This is a genomic window from Brachyspira hampsonii 30446 (genome assembly GCF_000316195.1).
GTDB classification, from domain to species: Bacteria; Spirochaetota; Brachyspiria; order Brachyspirales; family Brachyspiraceae; genus Brachyspira; species Brachyspira hampsonii_C.
Genome location: NZ_JH994111.1, coordinates 738,000 through 760,548, shown reverse-complemented (window position 1 = coordinate 760,548; position 22,549 = coordinate 738,000). Strand labels below are relative to the sequence as shown.

Here is a 22,549-nt window from a genome sequence, read left to right as displayed (position 1 = left end):
GGCGGGTGTGCTTTTTCTAATTAAACTAAATTAGAATTTCAATTAAAGCTTTAAAGAATAAAGGGCGGGGTATGTAAATATATTTTTAAATATAAAGTTCTTTTTAAAAACCCACCCCTTATACTTTTTAATTTAACTGAATATAAAAGTTTTTATTAATTTTTTTAGCCAATTTATAAAAGCATGCCCACCCAAATTTTATTAGGCTTTTTGATTTATTTAACGCACGTTAAATAAATATATATTTATAATTTAAATTTTGATTTTTAATTATTTTATATTAAAAATTTTGTTTACCGTGCGGTGATAACATCAATAATTTAATAAGATTTTTTGTACTCTGCATTTTCTAATTAAACTAAATTCAAGTTAAAGCTTCAACGAACCTAGTATGTAAATAGTTAATTATATAAATTATTATTATATATTCGTACCTAATTTACTTATATAAATATCCTTAAACTCATTATCTATTAACATTTTTATAAATTTCACACCAAGTTTATTTAGTTCATCAGCAGTTTCAAAATAAAAATTATCTATATTATTACATTGATGAGCATCTGAATTTATAGTAATAGGTATATTCTTCTCTAATAATTTTTTTATAATTCTTTTATTAGGATAATGTGCATTCAAATTATTTTTGTTCATTAGTTTAGTATTTATTTCGACTATAGATTTACTTTTTTCAATAGCATCTATAACTTCATCTGTCTTTTCTATATACCAATCTTCTTCTTCAGTAAAATATTCTTTATTCAAATTATATTTTTTCACCAAATCTAAATGCCCTATAATATCCGGTTTCTGATTTTCTATCATCTTTATAACATTATCATAATATCTAAAAATAACTTCTTTAATATTACCAAAATGATTTATAGTTTCATTAAAAGTTTCTCTCGACATATCTATAGGAAAGTACGAATTATGACTATCATCAATATAATGTACAGAACCTATTCTATAATCAAGTCCCATTTCTTTATCAGTATCCTTATTTAAATTTGAATAATAATCACCTTCTATTCCTAAATAAATCTGTATTTTATCTTTATAAATCTCTTTTGCTTTTTTTATATTATTTAAATATTTAATAGTATTTTCTTCAGACATAGAAGTATCATCTATATAAAAATGAGAATGCCCTGAAAAACCTAAACTGATTAATTCTTTATCTATAGCATATCGTATATTTTCTTCAACTGTATTTTTGCCGTCGCAGTATATAGTATGTGTATGCAAATTTGATATGTATTTCATTTATATTCCTTATATAATAAAATAAAACAATAATATAAATATATATTAAAAAATATTTTTTTAAATACAAAATTGAAAATATTTGACAAAATAACAATTTAATATATAATTGTCTTCATTAATATTTAAGCTCGGGTGGTGGAATAGGTAGACACAACAGCTTGAGGTGCTGTCGGGTAACACCGTGCTGGTTCAAGTCCAGTCTCGAGCAAATATTTTTTATTCAATATTTCTAATACTATTTGTTTTCTGAGTTATTATCCTCATTAGTATTTTCTATTTTATTTACTATAACCTTATCTATTCTAGCACCGTCCATATCAACTATTTCTAAATTTAAATTTTTCCATTCTAGAGATTCACCCTCTCTAGGCACATGCTGTAATAATTCTAATATTAAACCGCTTATAGTATTATAATGGTTGGAAGCATTTTCATCTTCTATTTCAAAATACTCTAAGAAATCATACATTGCACATTGCCCGTCTACAAACCAACCGCCATTCTTTCTTTCTCGAATATCCTTACTGTCTTTTCCTTCAGTTACAGAACCTACTAAAGCCTCAAATATATCGCTTTGAGTAATCATTCCGTCTATATTTCCAAACTCATCTGATACAAGTCCTACTTTAGTTTTATTCTTTTTCATCTCTTCAAGAACCAAATAAACTTCCATATTATTATGAAAGTAATTAGCTTTCTTCACAAATTTTTCTATTTTAGTCTTTGAACTATTCAATTTATCAAATATATCAGTTACTCTTACAATGCCTAAAATATTATCCAAATTTTTATCAGCAACAGGATAAGCAGAAAAAGAATGTTTTGATACTATTTTTTTTATCTCATCATTACTCATATTGACATCTAAAAATACTATATCATTTCTATGCGTCATTATAGATTCTATTTTTCTGTCTCCCAAAAAGAAAGCTCTCTCTATAATATCCTGTTCTATCTCCTTAACTTCTCCGCCTTGTCTTCCCTCTTCTATCATAGATTTTATTTCTTCTTCAGTTATAGGAGTTTTATCATCTTTTATTCCTAAAACCCTAGAAACTAATAATGCACTATTAGATAACACCCACACAAATGGAGCACCTATCTTAGAAAGTATTGTCATGGGAGCTGCAACAACTTTTGCTATTCTTTCAGGCATTACCATTCCTATTCTTTTAGGTACAAGTTCTCCGAATATTAATGTAAGATATGTTACTAATGCTACAACTAATACCTGAGCTATTACAGAAGAATAAGATGAAGGAACATTTATTTTGATAAGTAAATTGGCAAGCTCTTTAGCAACAGTATCTCCTGAGTAAATACCTGTTAATATACCTATTAAAGTTATACCTATTTGTATTGTAGATAAAAATTTATCAGGATTATCTGCTAAAGTTAATGCTGTCTTTGCCCCTTTATTTCCTTCTTTACTGTCTTTCATAAGTGAAGATTTTCTTGCAGAAATTACTGCTATTTCTGACATGGCAAAAATACCATTTAAAAGTATTAAGACTATTATTATTATTATATCCATTTTAATTTATCCTTAAAAATAAAAAAATATTTATTAGATTTAAAAAATTGAAAAAGAAAATAATACGACTTTAGATATGGGAGTATTAAAATATTTGTATAAAAAGAGTAAGTACTGAAAGTATTATCCTCAATAAAATTATTTTCTATTATTGCTGATAAAATATATTAAATTTTTAAAGCGATAAACGAGCAGCTGATAACTGACGAAAAAAATTGTTAGCTATTTGTAAGCGAGTTTATCTTTAGCAATAATGAATGTACATTATAATATAATATAAATAAAACTTCAAGTATTTGTAAATAAAATTTTACTATATAATATTAATTTGTTTTTAATAATCCATTTACTTGTTTCAAAACTAATTTTATTTATTAATTGAGTGAGCTAGCCCAATACCTACGAAGTCCAGATATAGTATCAGCAGGTAAAAGACTACATATTTACATACTAAAACAGCAAATTATACAACATAGAAAACATTATTTTTATAATTGATAAATAATGAAAATTTAATATACAATCCTGTCAGATATTTTTGAAAAAAGTCTAATAGACTTGTTTCAAAACTAAATTTATAAATTTTTAATTTAATATTTTTAAATTTAGTTGGGGCTTTGCTGCGAAGCACACAGTCGTGCCAAACCACAGTTCTTTTATTGGTATAAAAGAACTGCATTTTGTAGCTCAAACATACAATTTACACAACAAGTAAAACATTTAATTAAACTATAATTAATATTATTTAATTTAGCATAAAACAATAAACTTGTTATATTATTTGTCAACTACTTTTGAAACAAGTCTAATATAGTGAATTTTATTACTATTTATTTTGTATAAAAATAAAAATTCATATATTACAGTATTTGCAGCTTTTGAGGCTGGAAAAGTTGATAAAATAACTTTTAAATAATTTTAATTATTAAATAAAACATTGACAAAATAAAATCATTTTAGTATATTATAAAAATTAAATAATAATTAAATTTATAATAAGGAAAATTTGATGAGCGATAAAAAGGCAAAAGCTATTTTACTATTATCCGGCGGCTTAGATAGTACACTTGTAGGAGCTATATTAAAAAGAGAAAATATAGATGTGCTTGCTTTAAGATTTGTTACGGGATTAGAATATTCTGTGATAAAAGAAGAATTACTTGAAATATATAGTGAAGATCCTGCTAAAAAAGCTGCTGATTTTCTTAATATACCAATAAGATTTGTATCATTAAAAGATGTTTATTTAGATATGTTTTTAAATCCTAAATACGGATATGGAAGTGCCATTAACCCATGTTTAGACTGTCATATATTAATGCTTAAAACTGCTAAAAAAATAATGGAAGATGAAGGATTCGATTTTATAGCGACAGGAGAAGTAAAAGGACAAAGACCTATGAGTCAGAAATCTCAGGACTTGATAAATGCTATAAAAGAAAGCGGACTTGAAGGAAGATTATTAAGACCATTATCTGCTAAACTTTTACCTATAACTAAAGCTGAAGAAGAAGGACTTATAAACAGAGAAAATCTTTATGATATATACGGAAGAAGCAGAAATGTACAGATGAAATTGGCAGAAGAGTTTGGCATAACAGACTACCCTATACCTGCAGGGGCTGGATGTTCTATAGTGGATAAAGGATATGCCAGAAGATATAATGATTTAATTTCTAATAATGGTAAAGATATACTTAATATAGAGCTTATGCAGTATTTGGCTATAGGAAGACATATAAGAATGAATAAAAATGTTAAACTTCTTCTTGGAAGAAATGAAAAAGAAAATGATGCTTTGGAAAAAAGAAAAAGAGTAAACTGTATAATATTAAAACCTAATTATAATAGAGGACCTTTAGGATATTTAGAAATATATGATGATAATGCAGAAAATATTGATAAGGATATAATATATAAGTCAGCTATGATAATGGGATATTTTTCAAAAGAGGAAAATGAAATTCTCTCAATAACAGCATCATACTATAATGATTGTAAAGAATATAAGAACGAAGTAATACAAATAAATAATAAAGAATCTAAAAATACTAAATTTGAGCAGATAGTTTAAAATAATAATACCCTTTCAAATTATTCATTCAAAAGGGCATCACTATAACTTTTAGGATATTTTTATTTAACTTACTTTCTTATCGGAATAAATATAACTATCTTTATATGCTGGTATCTTTTTTATTTCAGCTAAAACTTTCTGAGCTTCTTCTCTAGTTTCATATCTGCCTACTTTTAATTTATACATAGTTTTTCCATCAGACATAGTTTCTTCTTTTATGAATGCTTTTGGGAATTTAGCTTTTAAACTATCTCTAGCAGAATAAGTATTATCTTTGTCATAGCCTACAGCAACCTGTATAAAGTATATGGAATCTGATGAAGAACTTCTAGTATAAGGCACAGTACTCTTTTCAGGAGCTGTTGTCTTAACAGGAGCTATACTAGCCATTTGCTGAGGCGGAGTATATGTTGTGTTAGGAGCTAATCCTGCTGTATCTTTTTCTTTAATATTTTCATTGATAGCATCCAATTCAGAAGCCAAATTCTGAGTATATTCATTGTATCTGTCTGCAGAAGTATTTCCTTCTCTGATAATGCTGTTATTATTAACTGAAGCATCATATTCACTTAATGCTGTAATCTCATCATTAGGCATATCCGCTGTACTTGTTTCTGTTGATGCCATATTTTCACTGTCCTGAGCATTTCTCATTAAAGCTGCAATAGAATCATCGGTATTATTTGCATGAACAGGTTTTGAACCGCCTAAATGAAAACCTAATACAAATATAAATAAAATTAAAGCAACAGAACTGATAGAAAATATCAATAATCTTATAGGGGTAAAATTAACTATATAAAGAGTTTTTTTTCTGCCAATATTGTAATTAATAGAAGATCCTTTTTCTTCCATGTTTGGATTTTGATTTAACTCCATAATACCTTCCTAATTTTTTAGAGATTATAATTAAATTATTATAATCTTTCATGTTGTTTATTAGAATATCGGCATTGAATCTATTATTTTTAACATCTCTTTGCATTTTTAATCTTTTTCTTGCTTCAGTTTCTGAAATATTTCTAGTTTTTTTCATTCTTTTAATAATATCAGAAGTTTTGGCATTGACATATATTAGGCTGCTGCATATAGAAGGAATTTTACTTCGCATAATAAGTGCCGCTTCTATAACGACATCTTTATCCGTGCTTTCTACCATCTCTTTTACTTTACTTTCTATATATGGATAATTAAGTTCCTGAAGTCTTTTTAATTTTTTAGCATTGCAAAACACTATATCGCCAAGTTTTTTTCTGTCTATATTATTATTTTCATCTAATATAGATTCTGAGAACTCTTTTACTATATTATCTTTATTATCAATTAAAGCTCTATGCCCTATTAAATCGGCATCAATATATAAAGCATTCATTTCCTTAGCAAGCATCTTAGAAAATGAACTTTTTCCGGAGCATATAAGCCCATATACTCCTATAATATTTCTTTCCATACAATTCTATTTATAATTAATTTACAGCATTAGCATTGGTATTAGTGCTTTGAACTGTATTTGTTATATAAGGCATTACTATTTGATTTAAATTAACTTTATTCAAAAGCCTTCCGTCTATAAGTTTAGCCAAAGAAACATTCTCATCTGCTGTTATAACCTTTATCATACCTACAGCACTATTATAACCTCTAGCAGATAAATCAGTTCTAGGAGCCGATGTATCATAAAGAATCAAATTCATATTATTAGTTACACCCTGCATTCTTCCGGCATTGATGTATATATTATCATTATGAATCTTTATAACTTTTGAATAGAAAGGAATACTATTATTTATAACCCTTCCTGCCATAACAGCAGCCCCCATTATTTTTTCTCTGCCTCTAGTCATAACAGTAAAATTAGTAACAACTTTCTCACTTTTAACATCCACTAAATCTAGCATTATAGTAAAAGTATCATTATTCTGAAAAGCAGAACCTCTTAAAAAATAATCAGCATTTCTTCTATTGAATTCTCTATATAAATCTACTGTATCATAATAATTTGTATACATTTCTAATACTTTAAATCTTCCAAATTGAGGAAGCACATAAGCTAATGTCTGATATAAAGATGTATTCAAAAATAAAGGACTATCTTTTTGTGCCGTAATAGTGTCTGTTATTGCAACTGTAAATCCAGGAGTATCTATATTATATTGTTCTATTCCCCAAGATTTTGAAACTATATTTTTATCTAATCTTCTTTTATAACTATCATATTTATATATAATAGATTTTTCTTCAGGGTTAACATTTTTTGCTATCTCTAATTCTTCTAAAGATTTCTCTTCCAAGCCCATTCTTCTATAAACATCTGAAAGCATTAATCTTGCATAGGTATTAGCAGGATTTAATTTTAACATATGTTTTAAATATGCCTGAGATCTTATATTATCTGCAAGTCTTGTATAGTAAGAAGCCAAATTTCCATAGTATAAAGCAGCCCTATCCCTCTCATAATCAGGAGTAGGATTAGTATGCAGCAATACTCTTTCATAAGCAAGTCTTCCAAGCTCATCTTCAGGCTTAGTTCTAAGGTAATTTATATATGAATTTTTAGCCCTCAAATAATTATTAGCTCCCTCATAAACATTACCTATATAATAATATTTAGAATTATTTTTAAACCCTGTATCAGGCATATATTCTAATATAGCAATAGCTTCATCATATCTATTTAAAGAAATAAACACATTAGCTTTTAATATTTTTGCATCATTATAATTGGTATAGTAAAATAAGGCATTATCAATTTCACCTAAAGCCTTATTATAATCCTTATTAAGATAATAATAATTAGCTAAATTATAGTAAGATTCAGCCATTCTAGGATTATTTGTCATATTCTCATTAAATAGTTTTAAAGCAGCATTACTGTCTCCATTAGCAAGATACAAATATGCCAATGAAACAGTAGCCTCAGGTCTTACCCTATTGATAACCCTAGCCCTCTCATACATATTCATAGCTGTTTGATAATACCCCGCTCTCTCACTGAGAAGACCTTCTGCATAATTAGCTATATAATTCTTATTATCTAATTGCTTTATAGTATTAACAGTTGTTCTCGCTTCTGAATTTCTATTATTCATAAGCTCCATAAGAAGCTTTCTTTCAAGCAATCTATAATTTCTTGAGTGATATCGTTCAGCATCTGCTATTAAAGTTTCAGCCATAGCAAAATTATTAAGTTTTATATAATTATCTATCAATAATAGGTATAAATCTAAATCGCTAGGCTTAACATTAAGAGACTCTAATATTCTTATGGAACTTTCATAATTTCTTTCATTATACAGTTTCAAAGCATTTTCTGCAGTATTTTGAGAAAAAGCATGAAAAACCAATATTTGAAAAATAAAAAGACTTAACAATAATCTTTTTTTAAAAATATTTTTCTTCATATTTTAAATAACACCTTATCTCATAGTATTTCTTGCCTGTATTTGCCTTCTTAAAAATGCTGGTTTTTCCAAATCATTATCAATAGTAGAAGTTTCGCCAAATATAGACATTTTTGAACCCATTTTATTATGCTTATCCATATAATCGTCTGATACTATATCAAATGGATTTTTGTGATAATCTGAATGGGGATTATTATGTTTCTCCTCTTCTTCAAAACGCATCTCTTCTGATATTCTTTCTTTTGTTTCATATCTATGAGCATACTCTGAATTATTATTAACTATAGTTCTATTAAATGTTTCTTTAATACTTTCATTATTATTATTTTCTTCTTCATTATTATTGTCAATGATACTCTCACTTAGATTATTAAACCTATTTGATTTAGTTATTATAGGTTTTTTAAGGTTTCTGATATAATTTTCAAATTTATATTCTTTAGTTTCTTGAACTTTATCATTATTATTTGAAATTAATACCTTTTCTTTAACTTCCTCTTTTTCTTCTTCTATTATTACCGCTTCATTTTTTTCTGCTGATGCTTCTGATACTTCATATTCTTGAATATTACTTTCTGAATTAATATTCAAAGCTTCAAGTTCTACTTCTTTTTCTGCCTCAGGTTCTTTTACTATTGTATTTATATTATCTATATCAACTATATTTTCAGCTATATTCTTTGATGATACTTTGCTGTCAGCTATAATCTTTTCAGTTACTTCTGCTTTATTAATTTCATTTTTACTGCTGCTTATATCATCTTCTTTTTTATTATCAGTCTTAACATCAACGGCAGGAGAATATGCATTATTAGCAGATACATCATTAGAACTATTAGAATTGTTATTATCTATAATTTCAGTTTTATTAACCGATGCAGATTTGTTTATTATATCATTAGCATTGGAATCTAAATCTTTATTATCGCTGTCATTTTTTGAGTTTGCATCAAAACCAGTAGCCACTATAGTAACAATAATTTCATCTTTAAGCTCTTCTTTAGGACAAACACCAATTTTTATATTAGCATTTTCATTGGCATAATTATTGATGATTTTACTTGCTGCTCTATATTCTTTCATAGCAAAATCTTTAGGACATACTATATTAGCAAGTATACCTCTTGCATTTTTGATGCTTGAAACATCTAAAAGCGGATTTTCAAATGCATTAGTAATAGCCTTTTGAAGTCTTTCATCACCCTTTCCAACTCCTATACCTAAATGAGCTCTGCCATTAGAAAGAGATATCATAGTTTTTACATCAGCAAAATCTACATTTATAAATCCTGTCTGAGTAATTATATCAGATATTCCCTGAACACCCTGTCTAAGTATATCATCTACAACTGATAAAGCCTCTTCATAGCTGTAATCGTCCATATCTACCATGTCATACAGATTTTCATTAGGTATTATTATAAGCGAATCTACTACTGTAAGCATTTTATCTATACCTGCTTCAGCACGGCTCATTTTTAATTTACCTTCATAATCAAAAGGTTTAGTAACAACACCGATAGTTAAAGCACCTACTTTTTTAGCGGCTTCTGCTACAACTGGGCTTGCACCTGTTCCTGTACCGCCTCCGAAACTGCTTGCAATAAATACTAAATTAGCTCCATTTACAAGCTCTTCTATTTTGGCAATATCTTCTCTTGCAGCTTCAGCACCTCTTTCAGGATCAGTACCAGCACCTAAACCTTGAGTTACCCTGTCTCCTAAAACAAGTCTTGTAGGAGCATTTGAACGGGATAATGCCTGAGAGTCTGTATTCATAGCTATAAACTCTACATTCTCTAATCCCTCTTCTATCATTCTATTTACAGCATTGCATCCGCCATTACCTACACCAATTACTTTAATTACTGTATCTAATGATGAAGAATTATTATTAAATGACATCTTTTCGCTCCCTTTATTGTTATCTGCCAATTCTATGCGATACTTAGGATTCATTGCAACTCCCCTTGCGATATAATAGAATTTTTAATTAAAATTCCTTTAATTATAAAATAAATTCATAATAAACATATTTCAATAAACATAATTATATTAACATAATTGTCAAATTCCGCAAGTAGTAAAAATAAAAAAAATATGTTATTATGTTAATCGGATTTTTTTATTTTTTTATTATAAAAAATGTTATGTTAATTAAATATTTTTAAAATGTTTGAGTTATTATATATTTTAATATATACTAATAGAGAATTAATACTATTTACAATAAAAGAGAAATTTATGAATATACATTTACATACTTTCGGATGCCGTCTTAATCAATATGAAAGCGAGAAAATATCTTATGAATTAAAAAACATGGGAGCCAATATTACTGAGCTAAATAATGCCGATGCAATAGCTATAAATACCTGCACTGTTACCAATGACAGTGATAAAAAACTCATGGCATATTTAGAAAAACTTGGAGATATATCTCAAAAAAAAGTATTTCTAATAGGATGCTATGTTTCAAAAAAAGATAAAGATTCATCTATTATGCAAGATAATATTATACTAATACCAAATGAGAAAAAAGAAGAGGCTTCAGAAATAATATTCAATACCATGCATAATAACTCTGAAAATAAAATAAATAATCCAATATTCTTTCCTCAGGAGCAAAGCCGTGCATATTTAAAAATACAGGACGGATGCGAAGTATTCTGTACATACTGCATAGTTTCAAGGGTGAGAGGAAGTCATAGAAGTGTAGAGCCTCAAAAAATATTTGATGCTGTAAAAATGGCTAGTGATTACGGATATAAAGAAATAGTATTAACAGGGCTTAATTTGGGTTCATACAACTATAATAATGAAATCAGCTTCTATAATATACTCACTCAAATATTGGAACATTCCTCAAAATACGGCATTAGAATAAGGCTTTCATCTGTAGAACCGCTTTATTTTGATGATAATCTTATAAGCCTATTTAAAAATGATGATGTACTTTGTCCTCATGCACATATACCGCTTCAGTCTGGAAGCAATAAAATACTTAAACTTATGAATAGAAGATACACGAGAGAAGATTATCTCTCAGTTACAGAAAAATTATATAAAACTAATTCCAACATGGCAATAAGCAGCGATGTAATGGTAGGCTTTCCTCATGAAGAAAATACTGATTTTAATGATACTTATGATTTATGCGAAAAGTCAAAATTTATAAAGATTCACATATTCAGATATTCAAACAGAGAAAACACTCCTTCATCAAAAATGGACGGACAAGTCGGATACAGAACAAAATTAAAAAGAGCTAAAATATTAAACAGCCTAAATAATAAATTAAAAGACTCATACTACAAAAATGCTGAAGGAAGAGATTTAAAAATAATAATAGAAAAAACTTTATCAGACAATAACTATATAGGAACAAGTGCTGAATATTTAAAATGCAAACTTTATAGCGACACTAATCTAAACAAAAAAGAGCTTGTATCTGCAAAGGCATTAAAATATGAAGGCGGCATAATGATATCTCAATAACTAAATAATATTATTTATATATTTCATTATCTTGCATAAAACTTCATCTTTATAGATTAATTTAAAATACAAATTATAAAAATAGTTTGAATATTTATCAATTCATATCTGAAAAAAATACATTATGTCTAAATTTTATTATAAAAATAATATATGATATTAAAGCATGAAAAATCATACCTAACCCAAACATAATAATAATAGTATTCATATTGAAGACAATATATCCTTTCAAATATAAAAAATACACAAAACCATAATAAACAAAATTAATAATTATAGAATTAATAAGATTATATAATGTCTTACCATAACCTATAAATATATTATCAGGTATAATTGACAAAGCATAAAATATATAAAAAGGCGCCAATTTTAATACTATTAAATATACATCATTATGATTTTCAATTCTCTCTATATATTCAAAAAATATATTTGAAAATAAAACTGCTGCTGATGCTAAAATGGTTATAAAAAATATTATCCTAAAATAATTCCAAAGCTGATTATCATCTTTATATTTACAATTAGTTCTTATAACTTCGTTTAAAGCAAGCACAGGCATCAATAACCAACTCCATATAAAATTATTTGCTATCCAATAATTACCCTGCTCCGCTACTAAATTAACCATTTTTACAATCATTAAAGCATATACTATATTATCAACAAGAATTTGAAGTGCTGAAAATATTCCTATTTTAAAATAGGAAATAAATATCATCTTATCTTCTCTGTTAAACCATGATAATTTTATTAATCCATTTTTTATTAAAATAAAAATACCTAATATTCCCATAAACAAATTTATAATCATATTGGAATAAGCAACACCAAAAACATTAAATTTTAACACCAAATTAATATCCAATAAAATAATAAGTAATGTTTTTACAAATGCAAATATTATAAAAACTTTATACAATTCTTTAGACACTATTACTATGTTTATTGAAGTAATAATAAAACCAATTACAAATGCTATAGTTTCCAAATTTAAATACTTCGTAACAGCTTCAATATCAGTTTCATTAACATTCATAAATACTATCATACTTTTTGATTTTATATAAATTACTATAGAAAATAAACAATACAATACAAAACCGATTAAAAATGTTTTAAATGTTACTTTAGCAAAATCTTCTTCAGAATGATTTTTTATCACTCTATTAAATATTGCATATAAAGGTATATGTAAAAAAGCAAGCAATGTTTCATTTATTAAATCAAACCATTCAAGATGTCCCATAATATCAAATGATGAAGAATCAGTTGATATTGAAACTATAATAGTTCTTATAGTTTCATATAATGCCGGAAACAAAGATAGAAATATCAGTGAAAAATATAATTTATAATTAAAATTTTTAAAATAAAAAAGTTTTTTAATCATAAAATATCCTTATTTTATTGAATAGACCTGTTGCAATTTTGTACATACATATAGTTATATTATTATACAATATATTAAAAATAATATTTATAATTTTAATAATTGGGGCTTTGCCCCAAACCCCACTTCTTTTGTTGGCACAAAGAAGCAAAAAGACTGCATTTTTATATCTTATTTTGATAAAATTATATTACATTTAAAACAAAAAATAATAGATATTAAATTACTGTAAATAAAATTTATAATATATTTTTAATATTAACTGTATAAAAATACAAAATTGCAACAGTTCTAATATTAAAATAATTAATAAAATTATTTTTTAAGTTTTAATAATAATACTTCTATATATAGTATATCATAATTAATAAATATTAATAGTTATGCAATTATTATTTATTAACAAAAAATAAGAAAAAATGAATATTAATCTATAAATTAATAAAAAATATATATAAATATTTAGGAAAATAAACATTTATATTTTTGATGCTATAACTTAAACTTTTTAGAAAATATATACGAATAAAAATACCTTTGAATTATACTTGTTTCTAAAGACTAGATATTTATATATTGAAATAACAATTTACACAATATATAAAACATTATTTTTATAATTTATAAATTATAAAATTTTATTCATAGTTTTTTAATCATTAATATAAATTCTCTCTATATTGGTTTTATTATTTTCTCTCTTTACCTGAAGTTTATAAATTTTATAAGAAGGATTTTGAAAATCTTCTCTATAATGAGCCCCCCTGCTTTCATCTCTCTCAAGCATACTCAAAGCAATCATCTTCACACTTTCAATAATCAAATAAATTTCTATAGAACCATCTTCAATATTTTCTTTTATACTATAATTGCCTCTAATCTCATCAATCTTACTTAAGAAATTTTCTATTTTTTCTCTGCTTCTTACAACGGATAAATTTTCACTTACTAATTCTATTATTTTTCTAAGAACTTCATTTTTTTTCAAACTGTTTTCTTTATCATCTTTTGAAATATCATTAATCCAATCATTAAATTCTTTTTCTATAATATTTAATTTTTTATAATTATTATCAAATTTATTATTTTTAATATATTTATAAGCATCTTTTACAGCATTATGTCCGAATACCAAAGCACCACCCACAGAATTCCCTCCAAGCCTATTAGCACCCTCTATCGCAGATGATAATTCACCAATAGCATAAAGCCCAGCAACACCCGTAAATCCATTGCTGTCTATTTTAATGCCTCCATTACAGCTATGAGCAAAATGAGTTATTAAAGTTTCATCTTTAAGTAAATCAATATTCATTTCATTTTTAAGCCAACCTAAATAAACAGTATAAAACTCTTCTTTATCTTTGTATAAATCTTCAGAATATTTTAGTCTCACTCCGCTGCAAGGTATTTTTAAATCTATTTCACTGCTTTCAAAATCTGTACTAAAAGGTGCATAACTGCTTCTTTCAATCCATAATCTTTTATTTTTATCATTCTCTATTCCTTCAAAAATTAATTTATTATTCTCATCATACATGCCAATACAATATTTAAGAGTATGCTCTCCAAATAAAACATTATATCTAGGCTTTAAATAAGCAGGTATGAATTGAATAAACTCCATATTTTGTGCATAAGCTCCTGCATCCAATGCAGCAATATGACAAGTGCCATTGATTTTTTTAGGATATAAACTATTTTTATAATTTCCTGCTATTCCTCCGGCAGCCAAAATTATTACTTTAGATTTTATAAAGAAAAATTTATCTTTATTCTGAAATATAGCTCCTTAAATTTTATCATTATTCTTTATAATCCTTATTAAAGAACTTCCTTCAAATATTTTTAATCTTTTATTTTTTCTAAAAATTTTATTTGCTCTTTTTCTAGCCTCATTCCAATCATTAATCAAAAAAATATTTCTTGAGTATTTAGCAAAACAAGCAGGTCTTGAATCCTTTCTAAGCCAAGGTTTAAAACCAATTCTTTTTAGAAGATAAACATCTTTTTTAATATTTTTTATATAAGTCTTTATAAGTTCAGGATTTTCTACCCCTTTTCCCATATTAGTTATATCTTCATAATATTTATTATAATCATTTTTATCTTTTGTTACTTGTATACCTAATGTAGCCTTTAAAGGAAAATAAGAAGCTCCAGAACAAATCTTGGCAGAATCAAGAATACATACTCTCTTAAAACTTTTTAATGCTCTCTCAGCAGCAATAAGTCCTGCTATTCCTCCTCCTACAATTAATACATCACAATCAAACTCTTTGTTTATATTCATAGCAATACTCTTATAAAATAATTATTCTGTAATTAAAATATCGGCACTTCTATTTTTATATAATGCCAAAGATACTATCAAAGTAAACACTTCGCTTATAGGAAGAACCAAAACTAATCCTATAAATCCGAATATATTTGGAAGTGTTAATACCAATACAACAGGCAAAATCATACTTCTTAAAGCAGCAACAATCGCAGAAGCCCCCGCCTTTTGAACAGAAGTATAATATGCACTCATTATAATATTGATTCCAACTCCTATAAATGTAGGTATAGAAGTTCTCACAAAAAATAAAGCATCATCAAAAGTCTGATTATCTACTTCTTTTAAAAGAGTATTAACAAGCAGACTAGGATTAATCAAAAGTATAATAGAACTTAATACTGATATAAAAGTAATTAAAAATACTGATATCTTTAAAAAATCTTTCATTCTATTTTTATTTCCAGCACCATAAGAAACACTCACTAAAGGTTCTAATGCCTCACCTATTGAATATGCCAGCATTATAAAAAACATTATTGCATAATTAGCAACTGAATATACTAGTATGCCCCTGTTTCCTGAAATATTGTATGCTGTTATATTAAAAAGCCAAGGAATAAGTCCTGATGAAAAATTGCTTAAAAACTCAGAAAATCCATTAAATGCAGCTTTTAATATATATATCCAGCCTCCGTAAATTTTTATTATCTTCAATCTGCAATTTGGCTTAAAAAAATATAATAACCCCATTAAAAAAGCTATTATCTGTGATATTGCAGTAGCCCAAGCAGCTCCGGAAATACCTAAATCAAATACTATAATAAAAATAGGATCTAAAATCATATTTGCTAAAGATGATATTATAAACATTGAAGAAGCAAATCTCGGAGAACCATTCAGCCTTACAAATTGACTTAAAACATAAGCCATTCCCCAAAAAAATGTAGCAAAAAGTACACCATCTACATAATCCAATGATAATTCATAAACCTCACCATGTGCCCCAAAAAAAGGGAGAAGTCTCTCTCTAAATATATATGCTATAATCAATGGAAAACTTGCTATAGTAAGAACTACAATTAGAGTTTGAGTAAATATTAAATTAGCCCGTCTTATATTGTTTTCTCCTATACATTTTCCGGCAAGGGCAACAGATCCTATAGTAAGCATTACATAAATACCGAAAGATAAAGCTGTTATAGGCCATACTATGTTGATTGCAGTAAAGGCCTCTGCCGATATAAAATGTGCTACAAAAAAACCGTCCACAAATACAGCGGTACTTCCCATTATCATACCCAATATACTAGGTATTGCAAATTTGGAAAATAAATTTATGCTGCTGTTTTCTATTAAAGTTTTATTATTAAGTTCCATTTATTATTCCTTTCAAATAAAAAGAAAATATATAAAAACTATAAAAACATATACTAAAGAGAATTATTAAGACATAAAAATAAATAACAAATTATTAATAGTATGTTTTTTGACTAAATATATTATAGTCATATTATAATTTTATGTCAATATTTTGAGTTAATATTAAATAATAATATTTTAATTAATGTATAATAATGTATAATAATTAAATATTAATAAAAGGAATAAAAATGCAAATAATAAAATACAATATAAAATATATTAAAGAAATTATAAAAATATGGAATGACACTATAAAAGAAGGAATATATTTTCCTCAAATAGAAACATTAACTAATGAAGAAGAAGCAGATAAGTATTTTAGCTCTCAAGACTATACAGGTGTAGCTATAGATAATGATAAAGTTTTTGGTGTGTATATACTTCATCCAAATAATATAGGAAGATGCGGACATATATCTAATGCCTCTTATGCTGTAAGTAAGGAGTCAAGGGGAAAAGGAATAGGAGAAGCATTAGTAAGAGACTCTATGGAACAAGGCAAGAAATTAGGATATAAAATACTTCAATTTAATGCTGTTGTAATATCAAATATCAATGCACATAAATTATATGAAAAAATAGGCTTCAATAAAATAGGTATAGTTAAAAAAGGATATATGAATAAAAATAATGAATATGAAGATATTGTACTTTACTATATAGATTTATAAAATATAAAAAACAAGGAAGATAATTATTAATTTATCAACCTTGTTTTATAATTTTTAATTTTATGCTTTTTTTAAAGGTACAGGAAGGCTTTTTACTGAATTTACTCTTTCATCAGTAATAGCTTTAGTAGGACATTTAGCTATACTTTCATTTGTAACAACATAATCATCATAATTAACTATAGCAAGATAATTGTCAACTTTCATACCGCCTTCTTTTGTATTTTTAACACATATATTACAACCTATACATGCTCTGTCGCAAGCTTTCTTAGCTATAGGACCTTTATCTTTGGATTTACAATAAACATGTATATCTTGAGAAACAGGGTGAATCTCAATAAGTTTCTGAGGGCAAGCTTTAACACAAGCATTGCATGAAACACATTTATCTTCAACTATAACAGGCATTCCTGTTTCTTCGTCTCTAATAATTGCCCCAAATTCGCAAGCGTTCATACAATCATAAAATCCAACACATCCATAAGAACATTCTTTATTTCCTCCAGCCATAACAGCAGATACACAAGTTTCAGCACCAGTGTAAACTTTATTAGTTTTAGCTATACCATTATGTCCATGACAGAAAATATAAGCTCTTGTTCTCTCTTTTTGAGGAGGAGCAACTTTACCTAAAAAATCAGCTACCATTGCAGCAGTATCAGCACCACCTACAGAACAGCCGTCTACAGGAGCCTTATCATCAACTAAAGCCTTAGCAAATTGAGCACAGCCAGGGAATCCGCATCCTCCGCAGTTAGCACCAGGAAGTTTTGCTGTAAGTTCTGTTACTCTCTCATCAACTTCAACTCTGAAAATTTTTGAAGAAAATATTAATAAAACAGCCAATATCAAAGCAATTACGCCTGAAGATATTGAAGCTACTAAAACAGATGTCATCATTTTTATTATCCTTATAAAATACTTCTAACACTCAAAATCATATTTTTATTATTCCGGAGAAACCATAGAAAATAAGTGCAAGTATACCTGCTGTGATAAAAGGCATAGCAGGACCTTTGAAAGCTTCCGGTATATCTGCAGTCATTAAACGCTCTCTTATACTAGCCATTATAACTAAAGCTAATGTGAATCCAACTCCTGCACCTAAAGCGAATACTATATTTTGTATAAAATTATATTTATATAAAACTCCGAATAAAGCCAATCCTAATACACAACAGTTAGTAGTTATAAGAGGAAGATAAATACCTAAAGATAAGTACAAACTTTCACTTGTTTTTCTTACAACCATCTCTACAAATTGTACCAAAGCCGCAATTACTATGATGAAAAGTATAGTTTGTAAAAATTCTATTTTGAAAGGTACTAATATATAATATTGTATCATCCAACTAACAGCAGCAGTTAAAACTAATACGAAAGTAACCGCAATACCCATACTAACTGCCGAATCTAACTTATTAGATACTCCTAAAAATGGACATATTCCCAAAAATTTAGTTAAAACGAAATTATTAACTAAAACAGTTGCTACAAACAATAAAATTAAATTAACCATTAGCTTTTCCTCCTCTAGCATCTATAGCTCTTTTAATAGCAATTAAAGTTCCTAAAGTGAAGAAAGCACCAGGAGCCATAATCATAACAACCCAAGGAGTAGTAATTTCATTATATGCATTCAAAGCGAAAGGCATAGCAGACTCAAAGAAACCTCTTAAAGTACCAACTATATCAAATCCAAGCCAAGAACCATTACCTAAAATTTCTCTAATAGAAGCAAGTAATGTTAAAGAAATAAAGAAACCTACACCGTTACCTAAAGCATCAAAAATACTAGGTATAATTCCATTTTTATTAGCAAAAGCCTCTGCCCTTCCTAATATGATACAGTTTACAACTATAAGCGGAATATACGGACCTAATGCCAAAGACAATGTATAAAACTTAGCTTTCATAACAATGTCTGTCAAAGTAACGAAAGCTGCTATAACCACTATGTATCCCATAATTCTAACTTCATTAGCATAAATCTTCTTAATAAGAGAGATTAAAGCAGAAGAACAAACCAAAACGAATATGGTAGCTACAGACATACCTATAGCATTCATTACGCTGCTTGTAACTGCCAAACTAGGACACATACCAAGAACCTGAACGAAGGTAGGATTATTTTTCCATACACCTTCCATAAATACCTGAGAATTTTTCATAATAATTTAACCTTGATTTAATTAAGATTACACTACTACATTGTATCACAAATCATAATTTTTTCAAGTAAAATTATGATTTACAAGCAATTAATTATATCTAAATTTCAACAAAATTTGAGATTAAAAACTATATTTTTATATATTTTCTCACTTAAAATCATCTCTGATTTTGAAAAATGACATAGCTTCTTCCAATTTTATAGACAATTCCTCTAATTCTTCAGAAATTTCACTTACATCTTCTGCTAATTCAGTATTATTTCTTGAAGTATCTTCCATATTAAGTATATGAGAACTAATGGAATCTATACCATCTTTCTGCAGTTTTAAGGCACTGCTGAAATTGGAAAGTAAAGAATAGGCTTTTTCTAGCTTTTCTTTCATATCATTGAATAATTCTTTAGATTGATTCGTAGACTTAGCTGCTAATTCTATACGCTTCTGGCTCTCCTCTATAAGAGAGGATATATCTTTAACTGAACCCGATGTGCTTTGGGCTAAATTTCTAACTTCATTTGCTACAACTGAAAAACCTCTTCCATTTTCACCAGCCCTTGCTGCTTCAACAGAGGCATTCAAAGCCAATATGTTTGTTTGAAAAGCTATATTTTCTATAACCTTTGTAATATCTTTTATTTTATTACTAGCTTCACTTACTGAATTAGCATTATCAGCAGCTTCAGAAATACTGCTGTCAGCCATCTCTATGGAATTATTAGCATCTTTCATTATATCAATAAGTTCATTAGCATAATTAGTAGTTTCTAATACAGAATTACCTATGTTATTAGTTATGTTTGAAGTTTCCTGCATTTTATAAGAATTATTTTCTGTTTCAGCATGCAGCTTGTTATTCTTTGATGATATCTCTCCAGCTTTATTCTTAGTATCTAAAGCAATACTATTGGCAGTATTAACGGCATTCATTAATGCTAATTTCATATTATAAAAGCTGCACATAAGTACCCCTATTTCATCTTTTCTAACACTGCATGAAATATTATTATTATTAGCTATATGACCATTGGATATATTATCAGCTTCATCTACAACCATATTTAAAGGCAAAATTATAGATCTAGCTATCAATTTACCAATAAAACAAATTATAACAGACATAACAATTGCTATAATTATAACTATTTTTGTAAGTTTATTCTTATCTCCGTAAATTTCATCTTGACTGTAGCTTACTATAAGATACCAAGGAGTATTATTTATAGGATTAAATAAAGATATTTCTGATACATTATTATCATCTACATATTCCAAAATACCTTCCTTATTATCTAAAACATATTGAAAAAATTTATCCTCTCTTTCTCTTATAGTTTCAGGCTTTCTCTCGTAAGCGGATGTACCTATTATATTACTTTCATATATATAGAGTTTATTTGTATCATTATGTGCTATTATATTTTTGTTCTTATCTATAATAGTTATAGAGCCTGTTCTTCCTAATTGACTTGGCATAATATAATCTGATATAAACTTCATCCAATTAATAGAGCTATTCAAAACGCCTACAACTTTTCCATTTTCATCTTTAACGCCTTTCCATATAACACATATAGCATTAAGAGGATTGGCTGAAGATGGCTGAATTAAATCTCTTCCTGCAAAATCATATCCTGTATCTCTAAACCTAGTCCAATCAGATGAATTTTTTCCATAATTTATATGTAATAATTTTCCGCCTATAGAATCGAGTATTATATTAGCATCAAAATTTACAAGAGAATAATTATAAAAAACCTGTGTATCTGAAACTTCTCTAGTAAATTCTTTTAATGATTCTTCTGCCGCCAATTTATTTTCTTCTGTTGGATTGACTAAATATCTTGAAAGATTGGGATCTTTAGAATATAAATCCATAACCAAACGTTTTTCTGAAAAATATAAATCAATCATATCAGAATATGATTTAGCTGCAACTCTAAGACCTTTTATGGCCGTATCTTCTATAGAATTAGAACTGACTATTGTGATTATAAGCACTATAATAAACATGCATAATATAAATGTAATTGAAATTATAAAAGGTATTCTAAAGGAAAGATTATTTATTTTCATAATACATAAACCACATAAAAAATAAACTAAAAAAAATTTAGATATTTTCTTAAAAACTAATTATTTTTTATAGGATATAATATAGTCAAAAAATATAAAAAAATCAAATTTATAATACAAAATTATAATAATAAAATGTAAATCTAATGTAAATAATAAAATTTTATTACTTAAATATGTAATTATAAAAATGATGCATATATATAATCTGTGTGGGTTGCTATAGTTTCTAAATAAAGTATTTAAAATTTTTTAAGCAAAAATTTAAAAATAGTCAAAAAATCTAAAGGGCAGGCAATGAAAATAGGTTAAAAATTTATTTACATACCCCACCCCATAAATTTAAAAATTTTTTCTTATTTGATAGCATATTATTTTTTAAAAAATCAATTTGTAAACATAACACCCACCCAAGTTTTATTTAGCTTCATAATTACCACACCGCACGCAGAGCAAAGTTATAAATATATGTTATATGCCAATTCTAATTTTTATTATATTTGAAATTTTGCTAACCGTGCGTGTAGGGAATTTTTAAATTTAAAAAATCTGGGGTGGTATTCTATAAGTTCTAAATAGAGCATTGAGAAAATGTTAAGCAAAAATTTAAAAATAGATAAAAAATCTAAAGGGCGGGGAATGAAAATAAGTTAAAAATTTATTTACACACCCCACCCCATAAATTTAAAGTTTTTTTCTGATTTGATAGCATATTATTTTTTAAAAAATCAATTTGTAAACAGA

The 22,549-nt window shown here is 26.8% G+C and carries 17 protein-coding genes and 1 tRNA gene; 4 read left to right on the top strand and 14 right to left on the bottom strand.

Annotated features, from left to right (window positions below):
• Nucleotides 1–420 precede the first annotated feature (420 nt).
• A complete protein-coding gene (locus tag A966_RS08170) occupies nt 421–1,266 on the bottom strand; it encodes a histidinol-phosphatase (RefSeq protein ID WP_008724490.1) in 846 nt (281 codons plus the stop codon).
• Nucleotides 1,267–1,395: 129 nt separating this feature from the next.
• Between A966_RS08170 and A966_RS08165 the strand changes: the two genes are divergently transcribed.
• Nucleotides 1,396–1,477: transfer RNA gene (locus A966_RS08165), tRNA-Leu, on the top strand.
• A 27-nt stretch (nt 1,478–1,504) separates the two neighbouring features.
• On the opposite strand, the gene A966_RS08160 is transcribed toward A966_RS08165, so the two are convergent.
• Complete coding sequence (locus A966_RS08160) at nt 1,505–2,803, bottom strand: hemolysin family protein (protein WP_008724487.1); 1,299 nt, start codon at nt 2,801–2,803, stop codon at nt 1,505–1,507.
• Nucleotides 2,804–3,812: 1,009 nt separating this feature from the next.
• On the opposite strand from A966_RS08160, the gene A966_RS08155 reads away from it, so the two are divergent.
• A complete protein-coding gene (locus A966_RS08155; protein WP_008724485.1) occupies nt 3,813–4,877 on the top strand; it encodes a thiamine biosynthesis protein in 1,065 nt (354 codons plus the stop codon).
• Between the two features lie 66 nt (nt 4,878–4,943).
• On the opposite strand, the gene A966_RS08150 is transcribed toward A966_RS08155, so the two are convergent.
• Genes A966_RS08150 through ftsZ form a run of 4 tightly spaced genes read right to left on the bottom strand, consistent with a single transcriptional unit; the run spans nt 4,944 to nt 10,243 of the window.
• Complete coding sequence (locus A966_RS08150; protein ID WP_039955606.1) at nt 4,944–5,759, bottom strand: SPOR domain-containing protein; 816 nt, start codon at nt 5,757–5,759, stop codon at nt 4,944–4,946.
• Nucleotides 5,710–6,330 (bottom strand): dephospho-CoA kinase, encoded by a 621-nt coding sequence (gene coaE, locus A966_RS08145; RefSeq protein ID WP_008724481.1) that lies wholly within the window; start codon nt 6,328–6,330, stop codon nt 5,710–5,712. Before coaE ends, A966_RS08150 begins: the two co-directional genes overlap by 50 nt.
• A gap of 16 nt (nt 6,331–6,346) precedes the next feature.
• On the bottom strand, nt 6,347–8,281 hold the full coding sequence (locus A966_RS08140; RefSeq protein WP_008724479.1) for a tetratricopeptide repeat protein: 1,935 nt from the start codon (nt 8,279–8,281) through the stop codon (nt 6,347–6,349).
• Between the two features lie 15 nt (nt 8,282–8,296).
• Complete coding sequence (ftsZ, locus tag A966_RS08135; protein ID WP_008724477.1) at nt 8,297–10,243, bottom strand: cell division protein FtsZ; 1,947 nt, start codon at nt 10,241–10,243, stop codon at nt 8,297–8,299.
• Nucleotides 10,244–10,528: 285 nt separating this feature from the next.
• On the opposite strand from ftsZ, the gene mtaB reads away from it, so the two are divergent.
• Nucleotides 10,529–11,782: a tRNA (N(6)-L-threonylcarbamoyladenosine(37)-C(2))-methylthiotransferase MtaB gene (gene mtaB / locus A966_RS08130; protein WP_008724474.1), complete on the top strand. Its 1,254-nt coding sequence runs from the start codon at nt 10,529–10,531 to the stop codon at nt 11,780–11,782.
• 97 nt (nt 11,783–11,879) lie between these two features.
• Here the strand turns inward: mtaB and A966_RS08125 are convergent, their stop codons facing one another.
• The 4 genes from A966_RS08125 to A966_RS08115 form a co-directional block, all read right to left on the bottom strand.
• Nucleotides 11,880–13,181 (bottom strand): Na+-driven multidrug efflux pump, encoded by a 1,302-nt coding sequence (locus A966_RS08125; protein ID WP_008724472.1) that lies wholly within the window; start codon nt 13,179–13,181, stop codon nt 11,880–11,882.
• A 652-nt stretch (nt 13,182–13,833) separates the two neighbouring features.
• A complete protein-coding gene (locus A966_RS08120) occupies nt 13,834–14,916 on the bottom strand; it encodes an FAD-dependent oxidoreductase (RefSeq protein WP_232817754.1) in 1,083 nt (360 codons plus the stop codon).
• Between the two features lie 57 nt (nt 14,917–14,973).
• On the bottom strand, nt 14,974–15,474 hold the full coding sequence (locus A966_RS13795; protein ID WP_232817753.1) for an FAD-dependent oxidoreductase: 501 nt from the start codon (nt 15,472–15,474) through the stop codon (nt 14,974–14,976).
• A 21-nt stretch (nt 15,475–15,495) separates the two neighbouring features.
• Entirely contained in the window at nt 15,496–16,839 is a 1,344-nt protein-coding gene (locus tag A966_RS08115) for an MATE family efflux transporter (protein WP_008724469.1), read from the bottom strand.
• 233 nt (nt 16,840–17,072) lie between these two features.
• Here A966_RS08115 and A966_RS08110 point away from each other — a divergent pair, with 233 nt between their 5' ends.
• Entirely contained in the window at nt 17,073–17,555 is a 483-nt protein-coding gene (locus A966_RS08110; protein WP_008724466.1) for a GNAT family N-acetyltransferase, read from the top strand.
• Nucleotides 17,556–17,615: 60 nt separating this feature from the next.
• Here the strand turns inward: A966_RS08110 and A966_RS08105 are convergent, their stop codons facing one another.
• The 4 genes from A966_RS08105 to A966_RS08090 all read right to left on the bottom strand — a co-directional run bounded on the left by A966_RS08105 (nt 17,616) and on the right by A966_RS08090 (nt 21,805).
• Nucleotides 17,616–18,458, bottom strand: a complete 843-nt coding sequence (locus tag A966_RS08105; RefSeq protein WP_008724464.1) for an RnfABCDGE type electron transport complex subunit B — start codon at nt 18,456–18,458, stop codon at nt 17,616–17,618.
• Nucleotides 18,459–18,495: 37 nt separating this feature from the next.
• On the bottom strand, nt 18,496–19,077 hold the full coding sequence (gene rsxA, locus A966_RS08100; RefSeq protein WP_008724462.1) for an electron transport complex subunit RsxA: 582 nt from the start codon (nt 19,075–19,077) through the stop codon (nt 18,496–18,498).
• Nucleotides 19,070–19,729 (bottom strand): electron transport complex subunit RsxE, encoded by a 660-nt coding sequence (rsxE, locus tag A966_RS08095; protein WP_008724460.1) that lies wholly within the window; start codon nt 19,727–19,729, stop codon nt 19,070–19,072. The genes rsxA and rsxE overlap by 8 nt, the downstream gene beginning before the upstream one ends.
• A gap of 150 nt (nt 19,730–19,879) precedes the next feature.
• Entirely contained in the window at nt 19,880–21,805 is a 1,926-nt protein-coding gene (locus tag A966_RS08090) for a methyl-accepting chemotaxis protein (protein ID WP_008724458.1), read from the bottom strand.
• Nucleotides 21,806–22,549 lie beyond the last annotated feature (744 nt).

Coding starts and splice junctions, on each gene's coding strand:
- A966_RS08170 (WP_008724490.1), bottom strand. CDS start 1,266: ATGAAATACATATCAAATTTGCATACACATACTATATACTGCGACGGC.
- A966_RS08160 (WP_008724487.1), bottom strand. CDS start 2,803: ATGGATATAATAATAATAATAGTCTTAATACTTTTAAATGGTATTTTT.
- A966_RS08155 (WP_008724485.1), top strand. CDS start 3,813: ATGAGCGATAAAAAGGCAAAAGCTATTTTACTATTATCCGGCGGCTTA.
- A966_RS08150 (WP_039955606.1), bottom strand. CDS start 5,759: ATGGAGTTAAATCAAAATCCAAACATGGAAGAAAAAGGATCTTCTATT.
- coaE (WP_008724481.1), bottom strand. CDS start 6,330: ATGGAAAGAAATATTATAGGAGTATATGGGCTTATATGCTCCGGAAAA.
- A966_RS08140 (WP_008724479.1), bottom strand. CDS start 8,281: ATGAAGAAAAATATTTTTAAAAAAAGATTATTGTTAAGTCTTTTTATT.
- ftsZ (WP_008724477.1), bottom strand. CDS start 10,243: ATGAATCCTAAGTATCGCATAGAATTGGCAGATAACAATAAAGGGAGC.
- mtaB (WP_008724474.1), top strand. CDS start 10,529: ATGAATATACATTTACATACTTTCGGATGCCGTCTTAATCAATATGAA.
- A966_RS08125 (WP_008724472.1), bottom strand. CDS start 13,181: ATGATTAAAAAACTTTTTTATTTTAAAAATTTTAATTATAAATTATAT.
- A966_RS13795 (WP_232817753.1), bottom strand. CDS start 15,474: ATGAATATAAACAAAGAGTTTGATTGTGATGTATTAATTGTAGGAGGA.
- A966_RS08115 (WP_008724469.1), bottom strand. CDS start 16,839: ATGGAACTTAATAATAAAACTTTAATAGAAAACAGCAGCATAAATTTA.
- A966_RS08110 (WP_008724466.1), top strand. CDS start 17,073: ATGCAAATAATAAAATACAATATAAAATATATTAAAGAAATTATAAAA.
- A966_RS08105 (WP_008724464.1), bottom strand. CDS start 18,458: ATGATGACATCTGTTTTAGTAGCTTCAATATCTTCAGGCGTAATTGCT.
- rsxA (WP_008724462.1), bottom strand. CDS start 19,077: ATGGTTAATTTAATTTTATTGTTTGTAGCAACTGTTTTAGTTAATAAT.
- rsxE (WP_008724460.1), bottom strand. CDS start 19,729: ATGAAAAATTCTCAGGTATTTATGGAAGGTGTATGGAAAAATAATCCT.
- A966_RS08090 (WP_008724458.1), bottom strand. CDS start 21,805: ATGAAAATAAATAATCTTTCCTTTAGAATACCTTTTATAATTTCAATT.